Origin of the sequence: Dolosicoccus paucivorans (assembly GCF_900100125.1) — a bacterium.
In the GTDB taxonomy this organism is placed as follows: domain Bacteria; phylum Bacillota; class Bacilli; order Lactobacillales; family Aerococcaceae; genus Dolosicoccus; species Dolosicoccus paucivorans.
Genome location: NZ_FNEL01000030.1, coordinates 1 through 21,687, shown reverse-complemented (window position 1 = coordinate 21,687; position 21,687 = coordinate 1). Strand labels below are relative to the sequence as shown.

15 protein-coding genes and 2 pseudogenes are annotated in these 21,687 nt (G+C 39.9%); 2 read left to right on the top strand and 15 right to left on the bottom strand.

Features of this window, described 5'->3' with window-relative positions; genetic code table 11:
- Positions 1 to 255: 255 nt before the first annotated feature.
- The 6 genes and pseudogenes from BLR79_RS05490 to BLR79_RS05465 form a co-directional block, all read right to left on the bottom strand.
- Positions 256 to 1,592 (bottom strand): annotated as a pseudogene (locus BLR79_RS05490) (6-phospho-alpha-glucosidase).
- 49 nt (positions 1,593 to 1,641) lie between these two features.
- Positions 1,642 to 3,195: an alpha-glucoside-specific PTS transporter subunit IIBC gene (locus BLR79_RS05485; RefSeq protein WP_092085642.1), complete on the bottom strand. Its 1,554-nt coding sequence runs from the start codon at positions 3,193 to 3,195 to the stop codon at positions 1,642 to 1,644.
- 259 nt (positions 3,196 to 3,454) lie between these two features.
- A complete protein-coding gene (locus BLR79_RS05480) occupies positions 3,455 to 4,057 on the bottom strand; it encodes a type IV toxin-antitoxin system AbiEi family antitoxin domain-containing protein (RefSeq protein WP_092085641.1) in 603 nt (200 codons plus the stop codon).
- A 104-nt stretch (positions 4,058 to 4,161) separates the two neighbouring features.
- Positions 4,162 to 5,010, bottom strand: coding sequence for an endonuclease/exonuclease/phosphatase family protein (locus tag BLR79_RS09390; protein ID WP_092085639.1), 849 nt, complete (start codon positions 5,008 to 5,010; stop codon positions 4,162 to 4,164).
- A gap of 9 nt (positions 5,011 to 5,019) precedes the next feature.
- Positions 5,020 to 6,657 (bottom strand): annotated as a pseudogene (locus BLR79_RS05470) (PTS transporter subunit IIBC); the annotation flags it as partial.
- A gap of 158 nt (positions 6,658 to 6,815) precedes the next feature.
- Positions 6,816 to 8,717 carry a 5'-nucleotidase C-terminal domain-containing protein gene (locus BLR79_RS05465; protein ID WP_092085635.1) on the bottom strand — a complete coding sequence of 634 codons (1,902 nt, stop codon included), beginning with the start codon at positions 8,715 to 8,717 and terminating at the stop codon, positions 6,816 to 6,818.
- 226 nt (positions 8,718 to 8,943) lie between these two features.
- On the opposite strand from BLR79_RS05465, the gene BLR79_RS05460 reads away from it, so the two are divergent.
- Positions 8,944 to 10,161 carry a cation:proton antiporter gene (locus tag BLR79_RS05460; RefSeq protein ID WP_092085633.1) on the top strand — a complete coding sequence of 406 codons (1,218 nt, stop codon included), beginning with the start codon at positions 8,944 to 8,946 and terminating at the stop codon, positions 10,159 to 10,161.
- 35 nt (positions 10,162 to 10,196) lie between these two features.
- On the opposite strand, the gene BLR79_RS05455 is transcribed toward BLR79_RS05460, so the two are convergent.
- The 9 genes from BLR79_RS05455 to BLR79_RS05415 form a co-directional block, all read right to left on the bottom strand.
- The gene (locus tag BLR79_RS05455) at positions 10,197 to 11,018 is read right to left on the bottom strand and encodes a glycerophosphodiester phosphodiesterase family protein (protein ID WP_092085631.1); all 822 of its coding nucleotides are present in this window, start codon (positions 11,016 to 11,018) and stop codon (positions 10,197 to 10,199) included.
- 10 nt (positions 11,019 to 11,028) lie between these two features.
- Positions 11,029 to 12,765 (bottom strand): ABC transporter permease, encoded by a 1,737-nt coding sequence (locus BLR79_RS05450; RefSeq protein ID WP_092085629.1) that lies wholly within the window; start codon positions 12,763 to 12,765, stop codon positions 11,029 to 11,031.
- A complete protein-coding gene (locus tag BLR79_RS05445; RefSeq protein WP_092085627.1) occupies positions 12,758 to 13,789 on the bottom strand; it encodes an ABC transporter ATP-binding protein in 1,032 nt (343 codons plus the stop codon). The genes BLR79_RS05450 and BLR79_RS05445 overlap by 8 nt, the downstream gene beginning before the upstream one ends.
- Before the next feature lie 77 nt (positions 13,790 to 13,866).
- A complete protein-coding gene (locus BLR79_RS05440; protein ID WP_092085625.1) occupies positions 13,867 to 14,916 on the bottom strand; it encodes an extracellular solute-binding protein in 1,050 nt (349 codons plus the stop codon).
- A 229-nt stretch (positions 14,917 to 15,145) separates the two neighbouring features.
- Positions 15,146 to 17,008 (bottom strand): PTS fructose transporter subunit IIABC, encoded by a 1,863-nt coding sequence (locus tag BLR79_RS05435; RefSeq protein WP_327020425.1) that lies wholly within the window; start codon positions 17,006 to 17,008, stop codon positions 15,146 to 15,148.
- 1 nt (position 17,009) lies between these two features.
- The gene (gene pfkB / locus BLR79_RS05430; RefSeq protein WP_092085623.1) at positions 17,010 to 17,939 is read right to left on the bottom strand and encodes a 1-phosphofructokinase; all 930 of its coding nucleotides are present in this window, start codon (positions 17,937 to 17,939) and stop codon (positions 17,010 to 17,012) included.
- 18 nt (positions 17,940 to 17,957) lie between these two features.
- Complete coding sequence (locus tag BLR79_RS05425) at positions 17,958 to 18,650, bottom strand: DeoR/GlpR family DNA-binding transcription regulator (RefSeq protein ID WP_092085621.1); 693 nt, start codon at positions 18,648 to 18,650, stop codon at positions 17,958 to 17,960.
- 88 nt (positions 18,651 to 18,738) lie between these two features.
- A complete protein-coding gene (gene sfsA / locus BLR79_RS05420) occupies positions 18,739 to 19,431 on the bottom strand; it encodes a DNA/RNA nuclease SfsA (RefSeq protein ID WP_092085619.1) in 693 nt (230 codons plus the stop codon).
- A gap of 70 nt (positions 19,432 to 19,501) precedes the next feature.
- Positions 19,502 to 21,229: a Na/Pi cotransporter family protein gene (locus BLR79_RS05415; RefSeq protein WP_092085617.1), complete on the bottom strand. Its 1,728-nt coding sequence runs from the start codon at positions 21,227 to 21,229 to the stop codon at positions 19,502 to 19,504.
- Positions 21,230 to 21,443: 214 nt separating this feature from the next.
- Here BLR79_RS05415 and BLR79_RS05410 point away from each other — a divergent pair.
- On the top strand, positions 21,444 to 21,687 hold a 244-nt coding region (locus BLR79_RS05410; protein ID WP_159427605.1), incomplete at its 3' end, for a helix-turn-helix domain-containing protein.

Sequence of the window (21,687 nt, the reverse complement as noted above, 5' to 3'; positions counted from 1 at the left end):
GGAGTTGTTTAAGGTGGTTAGCACAAGTATGTCACCAAGTTCAATCACTCATAATATAGTGTAGAAATTTCTAACTTAAATTGACAATCGAGATTATATAAAGACTCCAATGATCGATTCACGTTACTCCTTCTTTCTTTATATTTTTTTCACATATTAGTATAACATATCGAATTTATGCACGTAAAAAAAAGAACTTGGAATTTATCCAAGTCCTTTGCGATTTAGTCAGTAAGAAAAGAGCGATGACTCTTTTTAAAATAATTCTGGCCAGAAATCTTTGTTTGCTTCAATTAGTTCGTCTAAGATCTCTTTAGCAACACGTGCGTTTGGTACAGTACGTGATAATGTAATTGCTTGCCATAGTTTTTGGTAAGATCCTTCGATCCAAGCTTCAACGACTAATTTTTCAACAGCCACTTGTTGTTCCATTAAACCTTTTTGGAAACGTGGAATTTGACCTTGAACAAGTGGTTCTGCCCCTTGTGAACCGACGTTACATGGAATTTCAACCATCGCAGTTGGGTCAAAGTTTGATAATGCGCCGTTGTTTTCAACAATTAATAACATACGTTCTTTTGTGTTGTAGGCAATCGCGCGAGCTAAGTCGACGATGTATGATGCGTGGTCATCTGTTTCAATGGTTGTGTCTTCTGCGGTACCATTTTCAACAATGCGAGCACATTCGTTAAAGATATTTTTCTCACGGTGTTCCATTACTTCGTTAGCACGGGTATGGTTTGGGTCTTCGTGAGCTACTTCGTCTTGTGGGTAGAAGTAGTATTTTAAGTAAGTGTTTGGTAAAACATCTGGATCTAATGGGTATAATTCTTTTGCTTTACCAAAAGTATACATCCAGCTTGCTTCAACTTCGCCATTTTCTCCTGATTGAACTTCATGAGGAGTTAAGTAACCATGTTTTTCAACGTGGGCTTTAATTTTTGGCATTAAGTCATTACCGTCTTTATCGCGAATATCTGTCCACCAGCCGAAGTGGTTTAATCCGTAGTAACGAACGGTCATTTCTTTACGTGATTTTAGACCAATTGCTTCTGCCATACGGTCTTCAATACCTACTGGCATGTCACAAATGTTAATGATTTTTGAGTTTGGACGTAGACGGCGTGTTGCTTCTGCTAAGCCGCTGGGTTAGAGTAGTTTAACATCCATGCGTCTGGGGAGTATTTCTCCATATAGTCGATTAACTCAATGACCCCACCGATTGAACGCATTCCGTAAGCCATACCACCGGGTCCACAAGTTTCTTGACCGACGACTTGATGACGTAGTGGAATTTTTTCATCTTTTTCACGCATGGCGTATTTACCAACACGAATGTGAGCCATGACAAAGTCAACATCAGTAAAGGCTGTTTCTGGGTCGGTTGTGAACAAGAATTTAATTTCAGGTGCGCGTTCTTTTAATAAGATTTCCATCGCTTCACCGATCTTACGTTGACGTTCTTCGTCGTTATCGTAAAACTTAATTTGGCGAATTGGGAATTTGTCTAAGTTGTCTAGTAACATCATAATGATACCTGGTGTAAAGGTTGAACCGCCACCTGCGATTAAAATTGATTGTTCTTTTAACATAATAAATCTCTCCTTAAATAGTGTATTGTTTTATATTATTTATTAACTTTTATAATTCACGTTCAAATGCGTCTCGCACTTGAGGTACGTCAAGCCCTACAATGACTTGAATGACGTTGCCATTACGCACGACACCATGGGCGCCTCCTTTAGTAAAGGCTGTGTCATCGGCTAAAAGATTAGCATCTTTAACTCCGACACGGAGTCGAGTGGCACAGTTATTGACGCTCGCAATGTTGTCTGATCCACCTAAAGCTTCTAAGTAAATTCGCGCTTGTTCTTGGTAGCGATCACTTCCTTTAGTTTTTGCTTTATAATCATCTTTTGAATAGAGTTTGACTTCTTCATCAACCACACGTCCTGGAGTTGGGAAGTCGAATTTTAAGATAAGGAATCTAAAGACCACAAAGTAAATGGCACTAAAGATGAACCCAATCACAAATAATTTAATCACTGCATCAGAGTGGTTGACTGACATAGGTAAAATAAATTGAGATAAAGCAGAAATTAATCCGCCTCCGGTATCTCCTACTACACCAAATAGATATAGAGTCGCTCCTAAAGTCGCTGCTAATAATGAGTGGACTAAGAATAAAACCGGTGCAATGAATAAGAATGTAAATTCAAAGGGCTCTGTAATCCCTGCTAAAATTGCGGTAAGAGCAGTTGGAATGACTAAAGATAACACTTTCTTTTTGTTTTCTGGTCGCGCTGTAGCATAAAAGGCAGCTGCAATTCCAATTGGAGCGAACATTTTAGATACGTTATGTAAGCCAAAGCCACCAAAAGGTACTAGTTCTCTTAAAGGTTCAGTTGACGCGGCGATTTCAGACAAATGACCTAACCAGTAAGCGGTTAGTCCTTCTTTAACAACGGCGGGTCCAAAGATAAATGGTTGATAGATGAAATGATGAAGTCCTGTTGGAATTAAAATCCGTTCACTAAAGACGTAACTCCAAACCCCGAACACTCCACTGCTGACCATTAGTGCTTGCATATGAGCAATACCTGCTTGAATAATTGGCCAAATCCATGCGGTTAAAAAGGCTACCGGCAACATGATGAAAAATCCTAACATCACAACAAAAGAAGATCCTTGGAAAATTCCTAAGTAGTCGGGTAACTTTTTGTCAAAGTAGCGGTTATGTAACCAAACAACAATGGCTGCGATAAAGATGGCTCCCACTAAGTTAGTGTCGAGGGTTTTAGTTCCAGCAATTAATTTTAATCCGCTGGCTCCTCCCACTTCTTGCGTAAAGTCAACGTGGAAAGTCGGTCCATATAACTCTAAGATTTTACTGATAAAGTTATTAAACGTTGTATAAACAACAAAGGACTCTAAAGCAGCTCGTGCATTGGCATGACTTGCTAGTCCGATTGGTAACCCTAGAACGAATAATAACTCGATGTGGTTAAAAATCGTCCAACCACCGGCTTCGACAATCGCCCAAAAGTTACTCCAATGAGTCCCTTCATTGGCGATGGATCCAATGAGCATTGGGTTTTGGAAAAGAATCGCTAGAGATAAAATAATTCCGGCAAAAGCGAACAACAAGACGGGGGTAAACATGGCGCCACCAAAGCGCTGTAACTTCTCCATCATTTTTTCTTCAACTCCTTGATTTATATTGTAGGTCAATTGTATCCCCTAAAACAACCTCTGTAAACAGTTCCAGCGTTGATAGGGAGGGATTCCCAAGGGTGCAACTTGTCCCACAGAGCGAAACTTTTCCCAGCGGATTATACAATGAAGAAAAAAGACCACCTCCCCTGGAAGTCGTCTTATAAGGCTATGTATTTGATTAGTAACACTTCTTGCGCTCTCAATTTTTAATGTTTTCCTTTTATTTGATCACTCGATTTCATGTCAATACCTCAATATAGTTTCGCATTTCAGGTTCCACCTTTAGTTTTCTAGCATATTTAATAAGCTTTCGTGTATTGATTTTTTTACTAGAAAAATAACGTTTCATTGCATCTGTGAAGATGTAAGAGTCGATTTTACTTTTATCTTTTAGTAAATCACATAAACAGCGTTCAGCGACATAAAGAACAATTTTATTTCCAAATGGACTGACGGCTTCTTCTCGTCCTAAGTCTAAAAGATTCTTTGATACATAATGAATGATTAAATTATTATGACGCTTTTTTATCCGGGATGCGTTGTAGCCTTGAGGAACTGTAATGTGAATTTGCGAAGGAATCCGGTCTGATAAATCATGAAAGTACAAAGCCGTTTGATAAGAATAAATCAGCTGCTCACTTTTACCTTGTATTAATAGATATTCATCAACTAAATCATCTTTTAACGCGTACATCCCATGACCGACCCGGTCCAATTCATCTTCTTGCACCAAAAAAGAAAGCCGTGCTCTAGAAATGCCTTCTTTAGTCGCATCTTTAGTAGTGATGACGCCTTTTTCATGGGATAATTTTTCTAAAATATATTGTTCCTCTACCTCCATAAACACCCTCCTTTTACAATCGTACTTTAATTATAATTATTTAAAGCGCGATTGTAAAAGGATATCTCAAAAAAAGCCCATGTTTTTCAACATGAGCTTTGTCTTTAATCAAATTCGCAATAAATGCCATAATGATCACTTAATTGATTCATAGTCATTCCATCAAAGACAACTTGGTGAAGACACGGGGTTAAACACGCACTGTGCCAGATATAATCAATGCGCATTATTTTAGGTAGTTTTCTCTCCCGCCAACCGTCGAGAACCGGTGGAGCGGTCGCTTCCCCTAGACGTTCTTCGCTCGTATCGTAGCTGTCTTTTAAACTTAAAGGATTTTGAATAAGCAATTGGTGACTTTCTAGTCCAGCAGGGGCGTTAAAGTCACCTGCGATAATAAGCGATTTAGAATGACTTTCCAGCCACCTTAATGTTTGCTTCCATTCATATTGAAACCCTTGCTGCTGGTCGGTGTGCCACCATGAATAGTGAACACACACCACATCCAATGAATCATCAAAAGTCGCTTTCAATAAGCGCCGTGTTTGATAATTGGTATAATCGCTAAAGGGAGAGACTAAATGGCTCTCCGCCGTAAAGGGTTGCTTAGCCAGTATCGCCAACCCTTCATCATAACGATCATAGCCGATATGATTTTCCGACCAACTCCAATAGTAATTGTGTCCTCTTTTGTTTAACGTTTGTACGAGTAACAACGCGAAGTTATCTTCTTTAATGGGAACTTGTTGCTCCTTTGATGGAATGTAATAATCATCCAGTGTAACACTAGGTGAATCCATCAACTGATTGACTTCTTGCAGCGCAATCACATCAATGGCTTTTTCTGCAATAAAATCAGCTAATTGTTCTAATTTATTTAACTGATCTTCTTCTAACCAACTGTGGACGTTGAAGGTGAGTATATTTTTTAGCGTTTGCGTAACGGCTTGACTCATTTATACTTCACCATCATCAATGGCATCTTGAATGTCTGATTTCAATGTATCAGCTTTAGGTCCATAGACCGCTTGAATACCGTTATCACGGATAACCAGTCCTAAGGCACCGGCTTTACGCCATGCTTCTTCGTCGCCTACAAGGGATGGGTCTTTAACCGTCACACGTAGACGTGTCATACATGCATCAATGTCATGAATGTTTTGACGTCCTCCCAATAAAGCAACAATTTCTTTAACTTCTTGAGATGCACCACTACCTGCAGTTGCACCGGCTTCGCTACCTAGTTCAATTTCGTAGTTTCCGTTACGCCCTGGCGTTGCGAAGTTAAATTTCTTAATCATAATATTGGCTAAGAAGTAACCAATGACACCAAAAAGGAGTGTCACCCATAGGAAGTTGACTAAGTCCATTCCTAATCCCGCTTTTAACGCAAGTGGGGTACGGGTTAATAACTCAATATTACCAAATGAATGAAGTCTTAAGTTAACAATATCAGCCATACCAAAGGCTAGACCTTGTAAAACAGCGTAAGCAACGTAAAGTGGCATGGCCGCAAACATGAACATAAACTCTAACGGCTCAGTTACCCCGGTTAAGAAGACCGCTAACCCAGCAGAGAAGAACATTGATTTATAACGTAGCTTTTTATCTTCATCGACATTTTTGTACATAGCGTAAGCCATACCCATTAAAATACCACTTGATCCGATCATTTGACCCACTTTAAAGCGAGCTGGCGTTACTGTCGCAAGTAATTTGTCGTACATGGCCATGTCGCTTCCTTTGAAGTTGGCTAAGTCAGTGACCCAAGCTAACCATAACGGGTCTTGTCCTAGTACCATTGACCCCGCTTGAGCACCAGTCAATACTTCATACGTTCCACCTAATTGAGTGTAGTTAATTGGAATCGTTAACATGTGGTGTAAACCAAATGGTAATAATAGACGCTCTAGGGCACCATATAAGAACGGCGCAATGAAAGGCGCAGAGTCTTTAGAGTTAGCAATCCAGAAACCAAAGTTGTTAATTCCTGTTTGAATTAAAGGCCAAATAACAGATAATGCCAATGCGGCGATAATTGAATAGAAAATAACAACAAATGGAACGAAACGGCGTCCGTTAAAGAACGTTAACGCTTCTGGTAAGCCGCGGTAGTTGTAGTATTTGTTGTAAGCAGCAGCTCCAACGAACCCGGCAATAATACCTACGAATACACCCATGTTTAATGCAGGTGCTTCTAAGACACTCGTAAAGTAGCCGTTTACTAAAATTTCACGGCCAAAAATCGTATGGGTCACTGCCGTCGGGTCGGCTAACATATCTCCTGATACGCCAAAGACTGCTCCGGTAATACGGTTAATTAAAATAAACGCAATCCCTGCCGCAAAAGCTCCTCCAGCACGTTCTCTTGCCCAACTACCCCCAATGGCTAAGGCAAAGAGTAAGTGTAAGTTCGTAATGAACGCCCAACCAATTTGTTCAATCACTGAACCTGTGGTCGCTAGTAAAGCGATATTGGGTGCGATCATTGGTAAAGTCTTTCCTAAACTGATCATTAAACCAGCAGCAGGCATGACCGCAATAACAACCATCAGCGTTCGACCGAATTTTTGCCAAAACTCGAAGTTTAAATATTTACGCATGATATTTCCTTCTTTCTTTGTTAATTTAAACGTTACGCAAACGTTTGCATAGAATATTGTATCAGATCTTAACGCCTTTGACTATAACTATTTTAAAAACGCTTACAGTTTTGTTTAAAAAAATAAAAACTCTGTACATAATGTACAGAGCTTAAACTTTAAGAAAAGATACGACGACGATGAACCATTAAACCAAGACCCGCTAATAAAGAAAGAACACCTAACCAAATTGTTGGGTTTTCACCCGTTTCTGGTAAAGTAGCTGCTGCGTCTCGTTCTTCTGCTAGTAATTGGTAAGCAGGTTTTTGCCATAAAATCTCTTCTGTTTGCGTTTCTTGTTCTTGTAATTCAACGTCTGGTGTTTGTTCAGTCGCTGTTTGCACTTTATACATTAAACGTTGGTTTGGATAAGGCTTGCTGTAAGCTTTTAAGTCTTCTAAGGACATTTGTTTTAAGTAAGTTAACACAACATCATCCATTGAAGGACCTTCTTCTCTTAATCCACCTAACATTGTATAACCGTCTCCACCAGCTGCTAAGAAGTCGTTCGTTGCTAAATAATACTTATCGTTTAAACGAACGGTATTAAATTGACCTGTGGCAGGGTTTAAGATTTTTAAATCCCACACACGACGACCCGGTTCTTTTAACGCATCAAAATGTAAAAGAACAGATTTAGAAACTTGTAAAAAGCCTCCATTAGCACCTAAAGTTGGTAAACCGTTTGAATCTAAAACAACTTTACCTTTCTCATCGAATTCCACATCCGTACGCAATGCGTGTTCGAACATGTCATAAAGTTGGTGACCGGTCACTTCAATTTGAGCAATGGTGTTACCAAATGGAGACACCGCAATAATATCTCCTTTAGTGACGACTTCATTTGTAATACTTACACGAATTCCTCCGCCGTTCATTACCGCTAAATCCGTCGGATTAGAAAAGCCGGTTTGACCGTACTCGTAAACAATATCCGCTAACAGGTTACCTAAGTTTGTTTCGCGACGACGAACGTCATCTCGTTCGCCTGCAAAATGGATCGGGTTGTTTTTAATGATGACTTCAGCGTTTGCTTTTTCATAACGCTCTTTAGCTGAACCAATCATTTGATCCGTTACTGCGTGCGTATTTAACTCGTTTAAATCTTCTACTGAGAAATACTTCGCATTGGCTTGGTAGTCTTTACCTTGACCTTTTAATGTTAACTTTCCGACGTTTGCTAAATGAGCGCCGGTTTGACTGTACGTCACATTGTTAAAGCGCATAGACTCTTTCGTATGCGAATGTCCGTCGATCACTAAAATTTGTGCTAACGGATGGCGATCAGCGAGTACTTTCGCTAAAGAATCACCACGCCACTGAGGATTTGTTTCCGAATCAATTCCTAAGTGAACTAAGTAAATGTACGTATCCACATTTAAACTTTGTAACGCTTCAAATTGATCTAACCCTTCAGCAATGGGGTTTCTAAAGGTTAAGCCCTCCACGTTTTTCGGATGAGTTTTAGTTAACGTCTCCGGTGTGGAAAGACCCACAATTCCAAAGTTGCGCCCATTTTTCTCAACGGTTGTAAAGGGTTGGAACACACGTTCTCCGTCCTTATAAACGTTGGCTGATAGTAATGGGAAATCAAGTAACTCTTGATACGCTAATGCTTGGTCATAACCAAAGTCAAACTCGTGGTTTCCAACAGCCATCGCATCATAGCCTACTTGATTCATCAACTCAGCCATTGTCTCCCCTTGGTCTGAGTTAGAAATCGGTAACCCTTGGAACGCATCCCCTGCATCTAACACTAAATCAGGATTTTCCTGTTCAACAAAGACCTTCACCTTACTCATCCCAAGTTCGCGGTCCGTTGATTCGATCCGTCCGTGCATATCGTTCGTATGAACAATCGTTACATCCGGCCCATCAATTTCGTCCGTAACTTCTTGAGCGGTGATTTCTGGAATCTCCACGACTTCTTCTTGAGCGAATAATTGCCCAGGCGCTCCAACCATCGTTATAAGAGAAATGATTGTTAACCAAAGCCACTGATTAAATTTACGTTGCTTCATTGACAAACTCCTTTCAATTAATATTGTAAAGGCAGAAAAAACACTTCACTTTCTATCTTCACACCTTAAATATTGCTTAATTTTTCCCCTTTGTCAACAAGAATTCGTTAAAATCACAAAGAATTGTTAAAAGACTCCTTTTTATCGCAAGTTTACTTTTTTTATTTCTGATATAATAAACTTTTCAAGCTTTCTAATAATCGTTTTAAAAGGATGGAGATTTTAAATGGGATTACTTCGTTTATTATTCGGCTTAGGATTAGCTTTTATGATGGGAGAGCTAATGCGAAAATTACGCATGCCCGCTATCTTAGGTTGGCTTATCGCTGGGATGATGATTGGACCCTATGCGTTATCCATCATTAATCAGCCGATGATGGATTCCTCTTGGTATCAGTTACTTAAAAACTTTTTCGAAATCGGGATTGGGTGTCTTTTAGGAACAGAGTTACGCTTTGACGATTTAAAAAAGTCCGGGAAACAAATTTTAGCGATCACTCTTATTCAATCTCTCGGGACCTTTATTTTTGTCACCTTAGTATTTGGAGTAATTTTCTACTTTATTAACGTTCCTTTTTATGTCGCCCTTCTGATAGGAAGTATTGCTTTAGCGACGGCCCCGGCGCCGGCTCTATCCGTTGTGCAAGAATATGATGCAAAAGGACCGGTCACTTCTACGTTAATTCCGATTACCGTCTTAGATGACGTCGTAGCCATTATCGTCTTCTTTGGTGTCATTAGTTTTGTAACCGCGACAAATACAGGTCAGTCCACATCTTTTCTTTTAACTCTGGTATCAATGATCGGATTACCCTTAGTTATTGGAAGTATTGTAGGCTATTTAGTAACCCCCCTACTTAAAAAATACAAGTCCCTTAACCAAACCCGACTGATTGTTATTGTAGGAGCAATCATTAATGTTACTATCGGCGCTTTAATTAACCGCTTTGTCTTTGGCTTCCCGATGGTGAACTTTACATTGATTGGCCTAGCTTTTTCAGCGGTCTTTACTAACTTAGTTAGCCAAGAACAGCTCGTGCAAATTATGGAAGCAACGGGACTGTTTGTTAGAATCTCTCTTTTAGACGTCATTACTAGTTTAGGAGCTGCCTTAGATTACCATTTAATCGTCGGCAGTGGCTTCTTTACTTTCCTTTACATTGCCGCCCGCACAGTTGGTAAGTACTTCAATACCCGTATCGGCGCTTATTTAACCGGCATGCCGAAAACGGTCCAAAAATATTTAGGACTGACTTTACTCACCCATTCAGGGGTCTCATTAGTCTTTACCGACGCTGCATCGTCTACCCTTTCAATGTTTGACCCCAAATCCGCCTTACTCATTCAAGGCACCATCGCCGCCGCAGCTATTATTAACGAAATTATCGCTGTATTACTGTCCAAAAAAGCCTTTGAATGGGCGGGAGAAGTTCAAACTGACTAAAAAAAGAAGAGCCCTCGTTTGTCGAGAGCTCTTTTTTACTTATCAAGCCTTTGTCTAAATTCATTTAAAAAGTAAGGCCAATCGGTTTGAATAACGGTGATTCCTAAATCAAGCATTTGTTGCCAAACGTGATCGCCTTCGAATAAAGCTTTTTGGTCATTTAACCCCATAAAAAGGTTCGCTGTCTCATCAAGGTCTTCACTGTTGGCTAAAATGATGTCATAATCTTCTTTAACTTTTGTAAGCCACTGTTCTTCTAACAGCTCACTACTTTCCTCTTTAACAATGAGCTCTACGCCGACGGCGTTAACTGTGTCAAATGATTGAACCGTATCCCATTCCTTTTGACTAAACAAAATCGGTAAGTAATTAAAAGTGTAAGGGCTTTGTTGTAAAGCGTGTAAGTAACTTTCTTTGACAGGACTTTTCAGTAGAATTTGGTCAGCTTTACCGGATTGGATTAACAACTCAAAAAACTGCCCGTCTTGCCAGTACATCCAGCTACGGTCTAAGTTGACAACTACCCCTTTTGGCAACCATTGTAAAAAGGATTCTAACGTATTTAACTTTTTACCAGAGGGTTTGTCTAATCCATTATAAACGGTCAACTCTTGAACTTCTTTGTCAGTTAACGATTCAAAAGACTGATCTGTATGAAAGAGCTTTTGTTCTTCGCCGTCATGGAATAAATAATAAATTCCATCCTTTGTCTTAGTTACATCCACTTCAATAATGTCAGCGCCTGATCTTAAAGCTAACTGACTCGCTTCGATCGTATTTTCAATAATATTGGCTCCTTTAACCCCACGGTGAGCCATAATCCAAAAAGGTTGGGAAGAATTGAGTATCTTTTTCATTTGAGTCTCCTTACTGTCCTAAGCCACTACGACGTTCACTTAACGCACTGCCGCGACCATAGACTAAGTATAAAATAACCGTACTTAACACAATTAAAATGACTGAATAGACTAAGTTAATCGCCTGAGCATCAACGTGAGCACTTGGGTCCGCGTTCGAACGAATCACCACGCCTAAAGTTGGAAAGTTAGGTTGGTATAAAAAGGCTGACAAATCATAATCGGCTAAATATTGGTTAAAGTTTAACGCCACTAAAGCAAGAGCTGTCGGCATTAACGCTGGTAAAATTACTTTGACAAAGGTTCGTAAAGGCGATGCTCCTAAAATTCGCGAAGCGTCTTCTAAGTTGTTGTCAAAGGAGTAATAAGCTCCCTTAATATAACGCAAGGTAGAAGGTAACATCATAATCATATACGCAACCGGTAGCGGCCATAAAGAACCGACGACACTTTGTCCTAACAACAATGGACTTGGAACTGAGTAAGCTAAAATTAAACCAATCGCAATTAAAAGAGCTGGCAATAGCCACGGAATGTAAAACAGAAACTCCATCCCCTGAATCCAAGGATTGTCTTTATAACGCATCACTAAACGAGCAATCACTAACATGAATAACACAGATAGCACCGCCGCAATCCCTGAAAAGACTAAGCTGGTCATTAAAGGTTTGTAACTGGCAACATCTGTTAAAATACGGGTGTAGTTTTCCAATGTAAAGTACTCCCAAGATAACGTTGACGTTGCGATCCCTCGTGTATTCATAAAGGAAAACAGTACGACTAACACTAAAGGTGTCATATAAATAAAGAATAAAATATAAGACACAATATGAACTAGCACATTCGCAACCGGGTTTTGAATCTTTTGTCTTTGAACCGCTGTTTTCGTTTTAGAAATCGACAAATAATTGCCCCGTTTTTCGTTAATCGTCATTACAACAAGAAGTAAAATTTGTGCCGCCCCTAATATTAGCGAAAGTAAGGCAGCAATATCCCTTGAAGACGGTCTTTGAGCAAAGGTCAAAATAAGAGGCGAGATCGTTTGAAAGTCTTTTCCTCCCACCATTAAAGGTGCCGCCATCGCTCCAAGTCCTGTTTGAAAGGTCATAATAATTAATGTCAGTAAAACAGGTTTTAAACTAGGTAAAATAATCTTTGTCAAAATTTCCCACTGACCACTTCCTAAGTTTTGAGCCGCTTCAATGACGTTATTATCTAACCCTTTAACTGCGTTGCGTAAAAATAACATATGAAAAGATGTACAGGCAAAGGTCATCACGAATAAAACGGCGGGATAACCTTGGAACCAGTCAAGGGGTAAGTTAGGAAACACTTTGACAAGTAAGTGAGTTAAAATCCCGTTTTGACCGTAGACGTATAAGTAGCCACTGTTTAAAACAAGTCCAGAAAAGACCAGTGTAGACATAAAAGCGACTCTTAATAAACGAGCTCCTTTAACTTCATAATACTCACTCACCATAACAATAAAAATACCCACAATATTTACCGTTACAGTTAAAGTAACCGCCAGTAAAAAGGAGTTTTTAATCGATTGGATTGCCCGTTTTGACTTCATAATCTTTTCAACGGCTTTTAAAGATAATTGACCATCTACCCAAAAAACATCTTTTAAAACGACTAAATTAGGGTAAATAAGAAAGGTCACTAAAAACCAAATAATAAAAGCAATTAAAAGATAAAATAACCCTTTAGTCAGCCAATCTGTTTGTTGTTTATCCTTATGCATGGCCATCCACCCCATAAGTTAAAATGTCTTCAGGGTTAATATAAATTTTTACTTTACCTTCTGTTTGAATCGGCTCAAACCCATCTCGTTTATTAATGGTTTGTAGTAAGGTGTCAAAGACTTTGACTGTATAGCTTGTATAAACACCGTAAAAGTTTGTCTCTACTACTTGGGCTTCTAAAGGAATAAGTTTGGAAGAGTCATCCGTTGTAAAACGAATTTTTTCTTCCCTTAAGTAATGTTTATTTTGCGGATCAAAGGCAATCTCCGGGTGAACTTGACTAATATATTCCATCAGTTCAGGTCCTAAACGGTTAGCATCTCCAATAAAATTACAAACAAATTCAGTAGCAGAACGATCATAGATTTCTTGTGGCGTCCCCACTTGTTCGATAAATCCGTTATTAAATACCGCAATGTGGTCCGATAGCTCTAAAGCTTCTTCTTGGTCATGGGTAACATAAATAGCGGTCATGCCCGTTTCTTTTTGAATACGTTTCAATTCGGTTCGTAACTGACGACGCAATTTAGCATCTAAGTTAGATAAAGGTTCATCAAATAAAACAATCTCCGGATTTTTAGCAAGTGCTCGGGCAATGGCCACCCGTTGTTGTTGCCCCCCTGATAATTCGGAAACATTTCGTTTCAGTTGGGTTTCATTTAATTCGACCAGTTGGGCCAGTTCGCGGACTCGTTGGTCAATGCTTTCTTGACTTTGTTTTTCCACTCGTAACCCGTAGGCAATATTATCGTAAACCGTCATCGTTGGAAATAAAGCATAGGACTGAAAAACCATCCCTAAGCCGCGTTTTTCAACTGGAATATGGGTAACATCTTTACCGTCGATTACAATATTACCTCGACTCGGCGTCAAAAACCCGCCAATGGCTCGAAGAGTTGTGGTTTTACCACATCCTGACGGACCTAAAAGAGTAAAAAACTCTCCTTTTTGAATGGTTAAATTGACATCATCCATTGCGACAAAATCGCCGTATTTAATTTGTAAATCATTTATTTCAATCATCGATAGCTCCTTATATAATGAAAAGGAAAGAAGTAGCCTTAGCCACTTCTTTCACTGGAAAAGTACTTTATTTTAATTTACGGCATGAGTTCTAATTCCGCTTTTTCGATCCATTCACTTAAATGCTCACGAACAAAATCCCAATCAATATCCATTGGAGTGGTTTGTTCAGCAATTTCTTTCAAGCGTGGTTGAACTTTGTCAAAAGCTTCTTCGTTTAATGGTAATGAACCAAATTCTGCAGCCCACTCACCTTGAACTTCACCAGAACCGAACCAGTCGACAAATTCTTGAGCAACAGAGTAATCTTCATCCCCTTTATTGATGATTCCGACTTGCTCACGCATGGTCACAACCCCTTGTTCTGGGTTAATAGGTTGGATCGTCATTTCAAACTCTTCTTCGTTTAATGGCACACCACTTGAATAAATAAAGCTTAATGGCACTTTACCGTCTTTAAAGTTAGCATGTTGGTTTTCTGATTCTGGTGTTTGATAGCCATTTTCTAAGTAGGCTTCCGCTTGTTGCCAACCTTCATCAGAAATACCTAGTTCCCCAGCTTCCTCGACATACTGAAGTAAAATGCTTAATAGCGCTTTTTGCGAAGTCCCTCCTTGGAAGTTAGCGGGTACATTGTATTTACCGTGGAAATCTTCGGTTGCTGCTAAATCTTGCCAGTTTTTAGGCGCTTCTTCTTCAGTAATAAACTCTGGGTTATAGGTCATAAAAATACGTTGTTCAACAATTGGGAAAAAGTATCCATCACCTACTTTAGCGGCTTCATCGACTTTGTCTGCCCATGTTGGCTCATAGGCCACTAATAAGTCGTTGTCCTGTAGCTCCATAAACATACTTTCATCGAGTCCAAAAACAACATCTGCTTGAGGGGCACTCTTTTCAGCTAATAAGCGGTTGAATAAATCCCCGCCTCCAGCGTCAACATAAGTTAAGTTAAAACCCGCTTCACTCGACTTTTGTGTTAACCATTCTTTACGTTCGTCCGTTAAAGAGTTGGAATAAACGAGTAACTCTTTACCTTCTGCAAAGACACGTAAAGGTGTTACTGACGTAATAATGGTTGCTATAACCATCATCGCTGCCATCAATCTAATCATTTTTTGTTTCATCAACATACCTTCTTTCTTTTAATCTGTGGAAGTACTTTCATGTTGATTATACCATAGTTCAAGGTGGTGTCTATATTTGGCGAAACCGTTTTCTCTTTTTGTATCAAAAAAAGCAGCCCCAAAAAGAGCTGCTAAGGAAGTGATTATTTTTCTTTTAATAAGACGTTAAGTAATACGGCACCGACGATACCGCCAATAATCCAAGCGACTAAGTACATGAATGGATTACTTACCCCACAGCTAACACTGCGAAGATTCCGCCGTGTGGGACTTTACTTACGCTACCAAAGAATATACTTAACGCACCCGCAACACCTGATCCGATCGCAACGGATGGAATAACACGAAGTGGGTTGACCGCTGCAAATGGAATCGCTCCTTCTGTAATGAAGGCTGCTCCCATGACGTAGTTGACTAAGGCACTGTTACGTTGAGCGGCTGGCCATAAGTTTTTGTTGAAAGTTGCTGAAAGTGCGATTGCTAATGGTGGCACCATTCCACCAATCATTACTGCTGCCATCACGTTAGATCCTGCATTACCTGATGCTGTTACAAGAGCTGTTCCCGTCACATAAGCGGCTTTGTTAATTGGTCCACCCATATCAACAGCCATCATTGCTGCGACTAAGAACCCTAGTAAAATAGAATATTCTTGTGGAATACTGTTAATGAAGTTCATAATGCCGTTCATCACCGCGCCCATTGGACCGTTGACGACGAACAACATAATAAGACCCATTAATAGAACTCCAAACAGTGGGTATAGGAAGATTGGTTTCATTCCTTCAAGGGCTTTTGGTAACCAACTAAAGGCTTTTTTCAAGAACCAAACAATTCCACCCGCTAAGAAACCAGCGACTAACGCACCTAAAAATCCTGATGAAACACTGTTTTCAAATAGTCCTTGTCCTCCGCCAAAGGCTGATAGAATATCTGGGTTCGCAAAGACCCCACCCATCATACCGATGACTAAACCTGGACGGTCGGCTAAAGATTGGCCAATGTAACCTGATAGAACAGGTAACATCATCGCAAAGGATAGACCCCCTAATAAGTTTAATGTTTGTGCAATTGGGTTGTACTCAGGACTTGTTGGGTCAGCGGCATTAATTCCCCAGAAGAAAGATAGGGCAATTAAAATACCACCCGCTACAACAAAGGGTAACATGTGGGATACACCGTTCATTAAGTGTTTGTAGAACTTGCGTCCTAGTGATTCCTCTTCTGCATCTTCAAAGTCTTCGCCACCCTCGTGAGTGCTATGGTAAATTGGTAGATCTCCTGTTGCTGCACGGTCTAATAATTCTTGTGGCTTATTAATACCGTCAGCTACTTTAGTAATTAAGACCGGTTTACCGTTAAAGCGAGCCATTTCTACTTGTTTGTCCGCTGCAACAATAATTCCTACCGCGCGGTCGATATCTTGTTTTGTTAAACGGTTCCCAATTCCTGATTGACCGTTTGTTTCAACTTTAATGTCGTACCCTAATTCAGCGGCGGTTTGTTTTAACTTTTCTTCCGCCATAAAAGTATGAGCAATTCCCGTTGGACAAGCTGTAACAGCTAAAATATATGGACGATCTGAAGAAACAGCAGGTTCTTCCACCACTTCTTCAACTACAGCCTCTTCTTCTTCAGGCTTTTCAAACTTCGCAAAAATATCCACTACTTCTTCAGGAGTTGAAACTGTCGCAAGGGCTTCATGAACTTCTGGGTTCATTAAGACTTGAGAAAGTTTTGCTAGAGCGTCTAAGTGCTCTCCGCCGCCTCCTTTAGGGGCTGCAATCATAAAGATATAGTTAACATCTTGACCGTCAAAGGAAGACCAGTCAATTCCTTGTTTACTACGAGCAAAAATGATCGCTGGTTGGGTAATGGATTCATGTTGAGCGTGAGGAATCGCAATATGATCGCCAACTCCTGTTGTTGATTGAGCTTCGCGAGCCATTAACGCTTCAATATAAGCTTCAGCGTCACTCACTCCTCCGACTTCGTGGAATGTCTCAGCCAGTTGTCTAATCGCTTCGTCGCGAGTGGAGGCTTGAAGATCTAAATCCATCGCTTCTTTTAATAATAACTGTGTTAATTGCATCCTAGTCACCTTCTTTAATTTCTTTTACTTCAATTTGTTCTAATAACGTTTCAACTAATGCTTTATCAGCGATCCCTACGCTAAAGGCTGTGGCGCTACCTGTCGCTGCTCCGTATTGGAGGGCTTGTTGGAAATCTTTTGTTTCTAAATAACGGGCTACAAAACCAGCCACCATGGAGTCTCCTGCACCAACGGAGTTAACAACGGTTCCTATCGGTACATTTGATTGGTACACTTTACCTTCTTGAGAGATTAAATAGGCTCCGTCTCCGCCACAGGAAACGATAACGTTTTGGGCGCCTTGTTGTTGGAGTTGTTTAGCGTAATAAATAATCTCTTCTTCCTTAGTCACTTCAACTCCAAAGATGTCGCCTAACTCGTGGTGGTTTGGCTTAATGACAAAAGGTTCATAAGCTAAACAACGGGTTAATAAATCCCGGTTCGTATCTAACACTAAACGAGCCTGTTTTTCTTGGCATAGTTTAGCAATCAGTTGATAGGCTGTTTCGTCTAACCCTGGCGCTGCGTTCCCCATTAAAAGAACTGTATCCTGGGCGGTCAGTGTTTGTTCTAAGTTGTCGAGTAATTGCTCGAATTCGTCACTGGAAACTTCCGCTCCTGGAGCGTTAATTTCCGTTTCCAAATCGCTTTTCAACTTGACGTTCATGCGAGTTGGGTGCTCTACTTCAATGAACTCAGTTTTAATGCCTGTTTCTTCTAGGGTTTGTTTAATGTGTTGTCCGGTAAATCCGCCGATAAATCCCGTCGCCACATTGTCTACGCCTAGTCCGTTTAGTAAAACAGAGGCATTAATTCCTTTTCCGCCGATGACAAAATGTTGGGAATCCACACGGTTCAAGTCGCCTAGCGCAACGTGAGGTGTTTTCATCACTAAGTCAATCGCCGGATTAAAGGTAATCGTGTAAATCATTGGCTTGTTCCTTTCTTTTTACTCACTAATCCAAGTCACATCTTCAATTGGCGCTACTTTTGCAAAAAAGCGCTGGCCTAATTTACTTTGATCAGCAAGTAAACATGTTTTATCCGATTGCCTGATGGCTAACTTCTTAATGATGGCTTCTTCCACCGACGGGGTCGTTAACCCGAAGGTTTCATCAATGCCATTCATACCGATAAAGGCCACATCAAAATAATAATTTTGAAGCGCTGCTTCAGCGCTCGAGCCGACAATCGCCTTTGTTCCATGTTTAACCGTTCCACCTAATAAAATCGTCTCAATGCCTAAATCAGTCAAAATTTCTGCTTGAGCGATTCCATTAGTTACAACCGTTAACGAGGCAAAGGATGTTAAGTGAGGGATTAACGCTAAAGTGGTCGTTCCTGCATCGATAAAAAGGGTTTGACCAGAATGAATGAATTTGACCGCTTTTTGAGCGATTCGCTCTTTTTCTTTAATGCGTCGAGTCTTTTTCATTTCAAGAGATAATTCGACTTCATTTAAATCAACTCGTCTAGCTCCGCCGTGGACTCGAACTAAACGTCCAGCTTTTTCTAACTCTGATAAGTCCCGTCGGATCGTTGATTCTGAGACACCTAGTGCGTCGACTAAATGTCTTAAAGTGACCATCTCTTCTTCTTCTAGTGCTTGTATAATTTCTCGATGTCGTTGTTTCGTTAACATCTTTCCACCTCATTCATTTATAGTATAAAGGAAACAATTCACACAATCAATCATTTTCAGTCAAATTCATTCAAAATCATTCATTTTGTTATAAATGGGGTACTTCTCGTTCTAATTGGACAACTTCTTCGCTGACAGAACAGACAAAAGCATGAATGTTGACGCCGGCTTCTTTTGCCTTTAAGTAAGCGTCATAATAGTTTGGGTCCATCGAGCGGTAAATATCTAACCTTTTAACATAAGGGACTTGGATGCAATAGATCATATGGGCGTTATGGCCTTCGTAGTGAGCCTTTATTAGTTGTTCTAAGTGTTTTACCCCTCTTGTCGTAGGAGCGCCGGGAAAATAGGCAATTTCGTCTTCCTCGTAGGTGACACCTTTTACTTCAATGAAACCTTTAAGGCCTGAACCCGTTTCGTAATATAAGTCAAAGCGCGAGCGGTCAAAGACAGCTTCCCGCTTCAATTCTTTAAAAGGTTCCGTTAGACCAATAAGGGCAGGATTATCTTTCAATGCTTCATAGACAATTTGATTAGGAGACTGGGAATCGATATTAATAAGGACGCCTTTCTTTTCCATATGGATGAGCGTGTACTTCGTCTTACGGTTCGGGTTATCGGTTGGCGCAACATATACCGTTGTTCCTTCAATTTGCAATTCAGTCAAACGACTAGTATTCGGTACGTGAACGTTGACAACTTCTCCTTTAATCTCGCACTGAGCGACAAAGCGATTCAACCGTTTAATAAAGGTTCCTTTAATTAAAGGTGGATAATGCATTTAAATTCTCCTTACTAAAAAAAGCTATACTCTTTCTAAATGAAAGAATATAGCTTGATCATTGTTATTATTATACGCCAAGTTGTTGTGTTTCTCCAATTGCATCATCGATTTCTTTCGCCGGGAATGGGCCTAAGTGTTGTAAGTGATTTAGAACAAGTTTACGGGTATGATCTCCGATACGTTCTAAGTTCGCTACAATATCAATGAATAAAATGTTGTCGGCCGGACGGCTTTTTCCATTACGGATTAACGTAATGAAACGAGTACGTAGGCGAGACTCTAATTGATTGATTTCCGCTTCTCGTTCGATAATGTCTTTGGCTTGAGCAAAGTCTCCGCCATCAATTAAATCAACAATTTGTTCAATGTTTAAACGAACTAAGGCAAAGATTTCGTTTAATTTTTGGTCACCCCACTGCATTTCGCGTCCTGGAGTGTTATGGTTTCCTTTTTCTTTACGACCATCTTCAATTTTAATTGCTTCAGATACACTATCAGCAATCGTTACCGCGTGGTCAGCAATACGCTCTAAGTATTTAGACGTATTAATAATAGCGGTTAACGTCTCTGAGTCGTGGTTACCTAGTTCGTGTTCTGCAATGAGTCCAACGTAACTCATTAGACGGCCATCGGACATGTTGATAACTTCTTCTAATTGATGAACTTTTTTAGCACGACGTTCTTTTTTATCTAAGTAATACTTTTCTGTTTCTTCAAATACATCATAAACTAAATGAGATAATTGAACCAGTTCTTGTTGAGCTTGTTGCAGTGCTAAAGTTGGACCAGCACGTAAAAGAATCGCTGTATCCAATTTGGAATCGTCGTAAGTAACTTCTTTTTCTTCTGGATCGGTTGGAATTAAACGAACCATTAAAGCAGCTAATTGTGGAATAAACCAGTACATTAATAGTAAACTAATGACGTTGAAAATTCCGTGAGCAACCGCAATTTGCATCGCCGGGTTCAATGGATAGGCTTCGTTAATTCTTAAAATAATTTGGGTAAATGGATTAAGTAAAATTAAGAAAACAATACTACCAAATACGTTAAAGACAACGTGAGCTAAAGCGGTCCGTTTAGCTGCAACGTTCGCCCCTACGGTCGCCATAATCGTTGTAATTGTTGTACCAACGTTAGATCCAATCATAAACGGCAAGGCACCTGCCATGGAAATGGAGTTTTGAGCAAATAACTGTTGTAAAATACCAATCACCGCACTGGATGACTGCATAATCATTGTTAAAATTGCTCCTAGACCTGTACTTAATAACGCATGATCTGCAAGGGATAACATTAAGGTTTGGAAAGGTTCAAAGTCTTGTAAAGGAGCCATGCCGTTACCCATCAGCTCTAGTCCGTAGAACAACATTCCAAAACCTAAAATAACTTCACCAATGTGTTGAATCGTAGGACGTTTAAAGAAGAAAATACAAATACTTCCGATACCAATAATCGGTAAGGCATATGCACCTAAGTTAATACCAATAATAAAGGAAGTGACAGTCGTTCCTACGTTTGCTCCCAAAACAACACCAATAGCTTGTTCTAAGGTCATAAACCCGGCACTCACTAAACCAACGACTAAAACTGTGGTCCCCGAGCTACTTTGAATCAGAACTGTGACAATAATACCTGTTAATACCGCCCTAAGAGGGGTTTGAGTGAAACGTTGCAGTAAGCCACGTAAGCTATCTCCGGCTGTTCGTTTGAGACCTTCTCCCATTAAAGATATCCCAAACAGGAACACTCCCAGACCTCCTAAGAACTGGAATAAAATCGCTTGGAAGTTCAAAATTATCTCTCCTTTTCAAATTCATTTAACCGCGTAAAAGCAAGGCGATCTTCATAGAGCTGCCTTGCTTTAGTGAAATGATATTATATTATTAGCTGACTTAATCTTATTATAAGCTATTAAAGAGTAAGATGCTAGCTAATTTCAGAGATATCAAGGGATGAGCCGACCCCCAAAAGTTAGACCAAAAAATCTAACTTTTGGGGGTATTTTTATGACCAAGTATAGTTTAGAAACGAAACTTCAAATTGTTACTGACTACGAAGCTGGAAAAGGCGGATTTAGGACTTTAGCGAAAAAATATCAAATCGCTCAGTCAATAGTGAAACGATGGATCCATAATTATCAAGATTTCGGCTTAGAAGGCCTTCAAGTTAAGTCAACAAGACAGTCTTATCCTTTAGAAACCAAGCTATATGCGATAGAATTGTACTTAACTACAGAGTTAAGCTATCGCG

What these genes read in the sequence shown, in the direction of transcription:
- BLR79_RS05460 (WP_092085633.1), top strand. Translation starts at nt 8,944, where the DNA reads ATGGGATTACTTCGTTTATTATTCGGCTTAGGATTAGCTTTTATGATG.
- BLR79_RS05435 (WP_327020425.1), bottom strand. Translation starts at nt 17,008, where the DNA reads ATGCAATTAACACAGTTATTATTAAAAGAAGCGATGGATTTAGATCTT.
- BLR79_RS05485 (WP_092085642.1), bottom strand. Translation starts at nt 3,195, where the DNA reads ATGATGGAGAAGTTACAGCGCTTTGGTGGCGCCATGTTTACCCCCGTC.
- BLR79_RS05455 (WP_092085631.1), bottom strand. Translation starts at nt 11,018, where the DNA reads ATGAAAAAGATACTCAATTCTTCCCAACCTTTTTGGATTATGGCTCAC.
- BLR79_RS05450 (WP_092085629.1), bottom strand. Translation starts at nt 12,765, where the DNA reads ATGCATAAGGATAAACAACAAACAGATTGGCTGACTAAAGGGTTATTT.
- BLR79_RS05480 (WP_092085641.1), bottom strand. Translation starts at nt 4,057, where the DNA reads ATGGAGGTAGAGGAACAATATATTTTAGAAAAATTATCCCATGAAAAA.
- BLR79_RS05445 (WP_092085627.1), bottom strand. Translation starts at nt 13,789, where the DNA reads ATGATTGAAATAAATGATTTACAAATTAAATACGGCGATTTTGTCGCA.
- BLR79_RS05465 (WP_092085635.1), bottom strand. Translation starts at nt 8,717, where the DNA reads ATGAAGCAACGTAAATTTAATCAGTGGCTTTGGTTAACAATCATTTCT.
- BLR79_RS05440 (WP_092085625.1), bottom strand. Translation starts at nt 14,916, where the DNA reads ATGAAACAAAAAATGATTAGATTGATGGCAGCGATGATGGTTATAGCA.
- BLR79_RS09390 (WP_092085639.1), bottom strand. Translation starts at nt 5,010, where the DNA reads ATGAGTCAAGCCGTTACGCAAACGCTAAAAAATATACTCACCTTCAAC.
- BLR79_RS05425 (WP_092085621.1), bottom strand. Translation starts at nt 18,650, where the DNA reads ATGTTAACGAAACAACGACATCGAGAAATTATACAAGCACTAGAAGAA.
- pfkB (WP_092085623.1), bottom strand. Translation starts at nt 17,939, where the DNA reads ATGATTTACACGATTACCTTTAATCCGGCGATTGACTTAGTGATGAAA.
- sfsA (WP_092085619.1), bottom strand. Translation starts at nt 19,431, where the DNA reads ATGCATTATCCACCTTTAATTAAAGGAACCTTTATTAAACGGTTGAAT.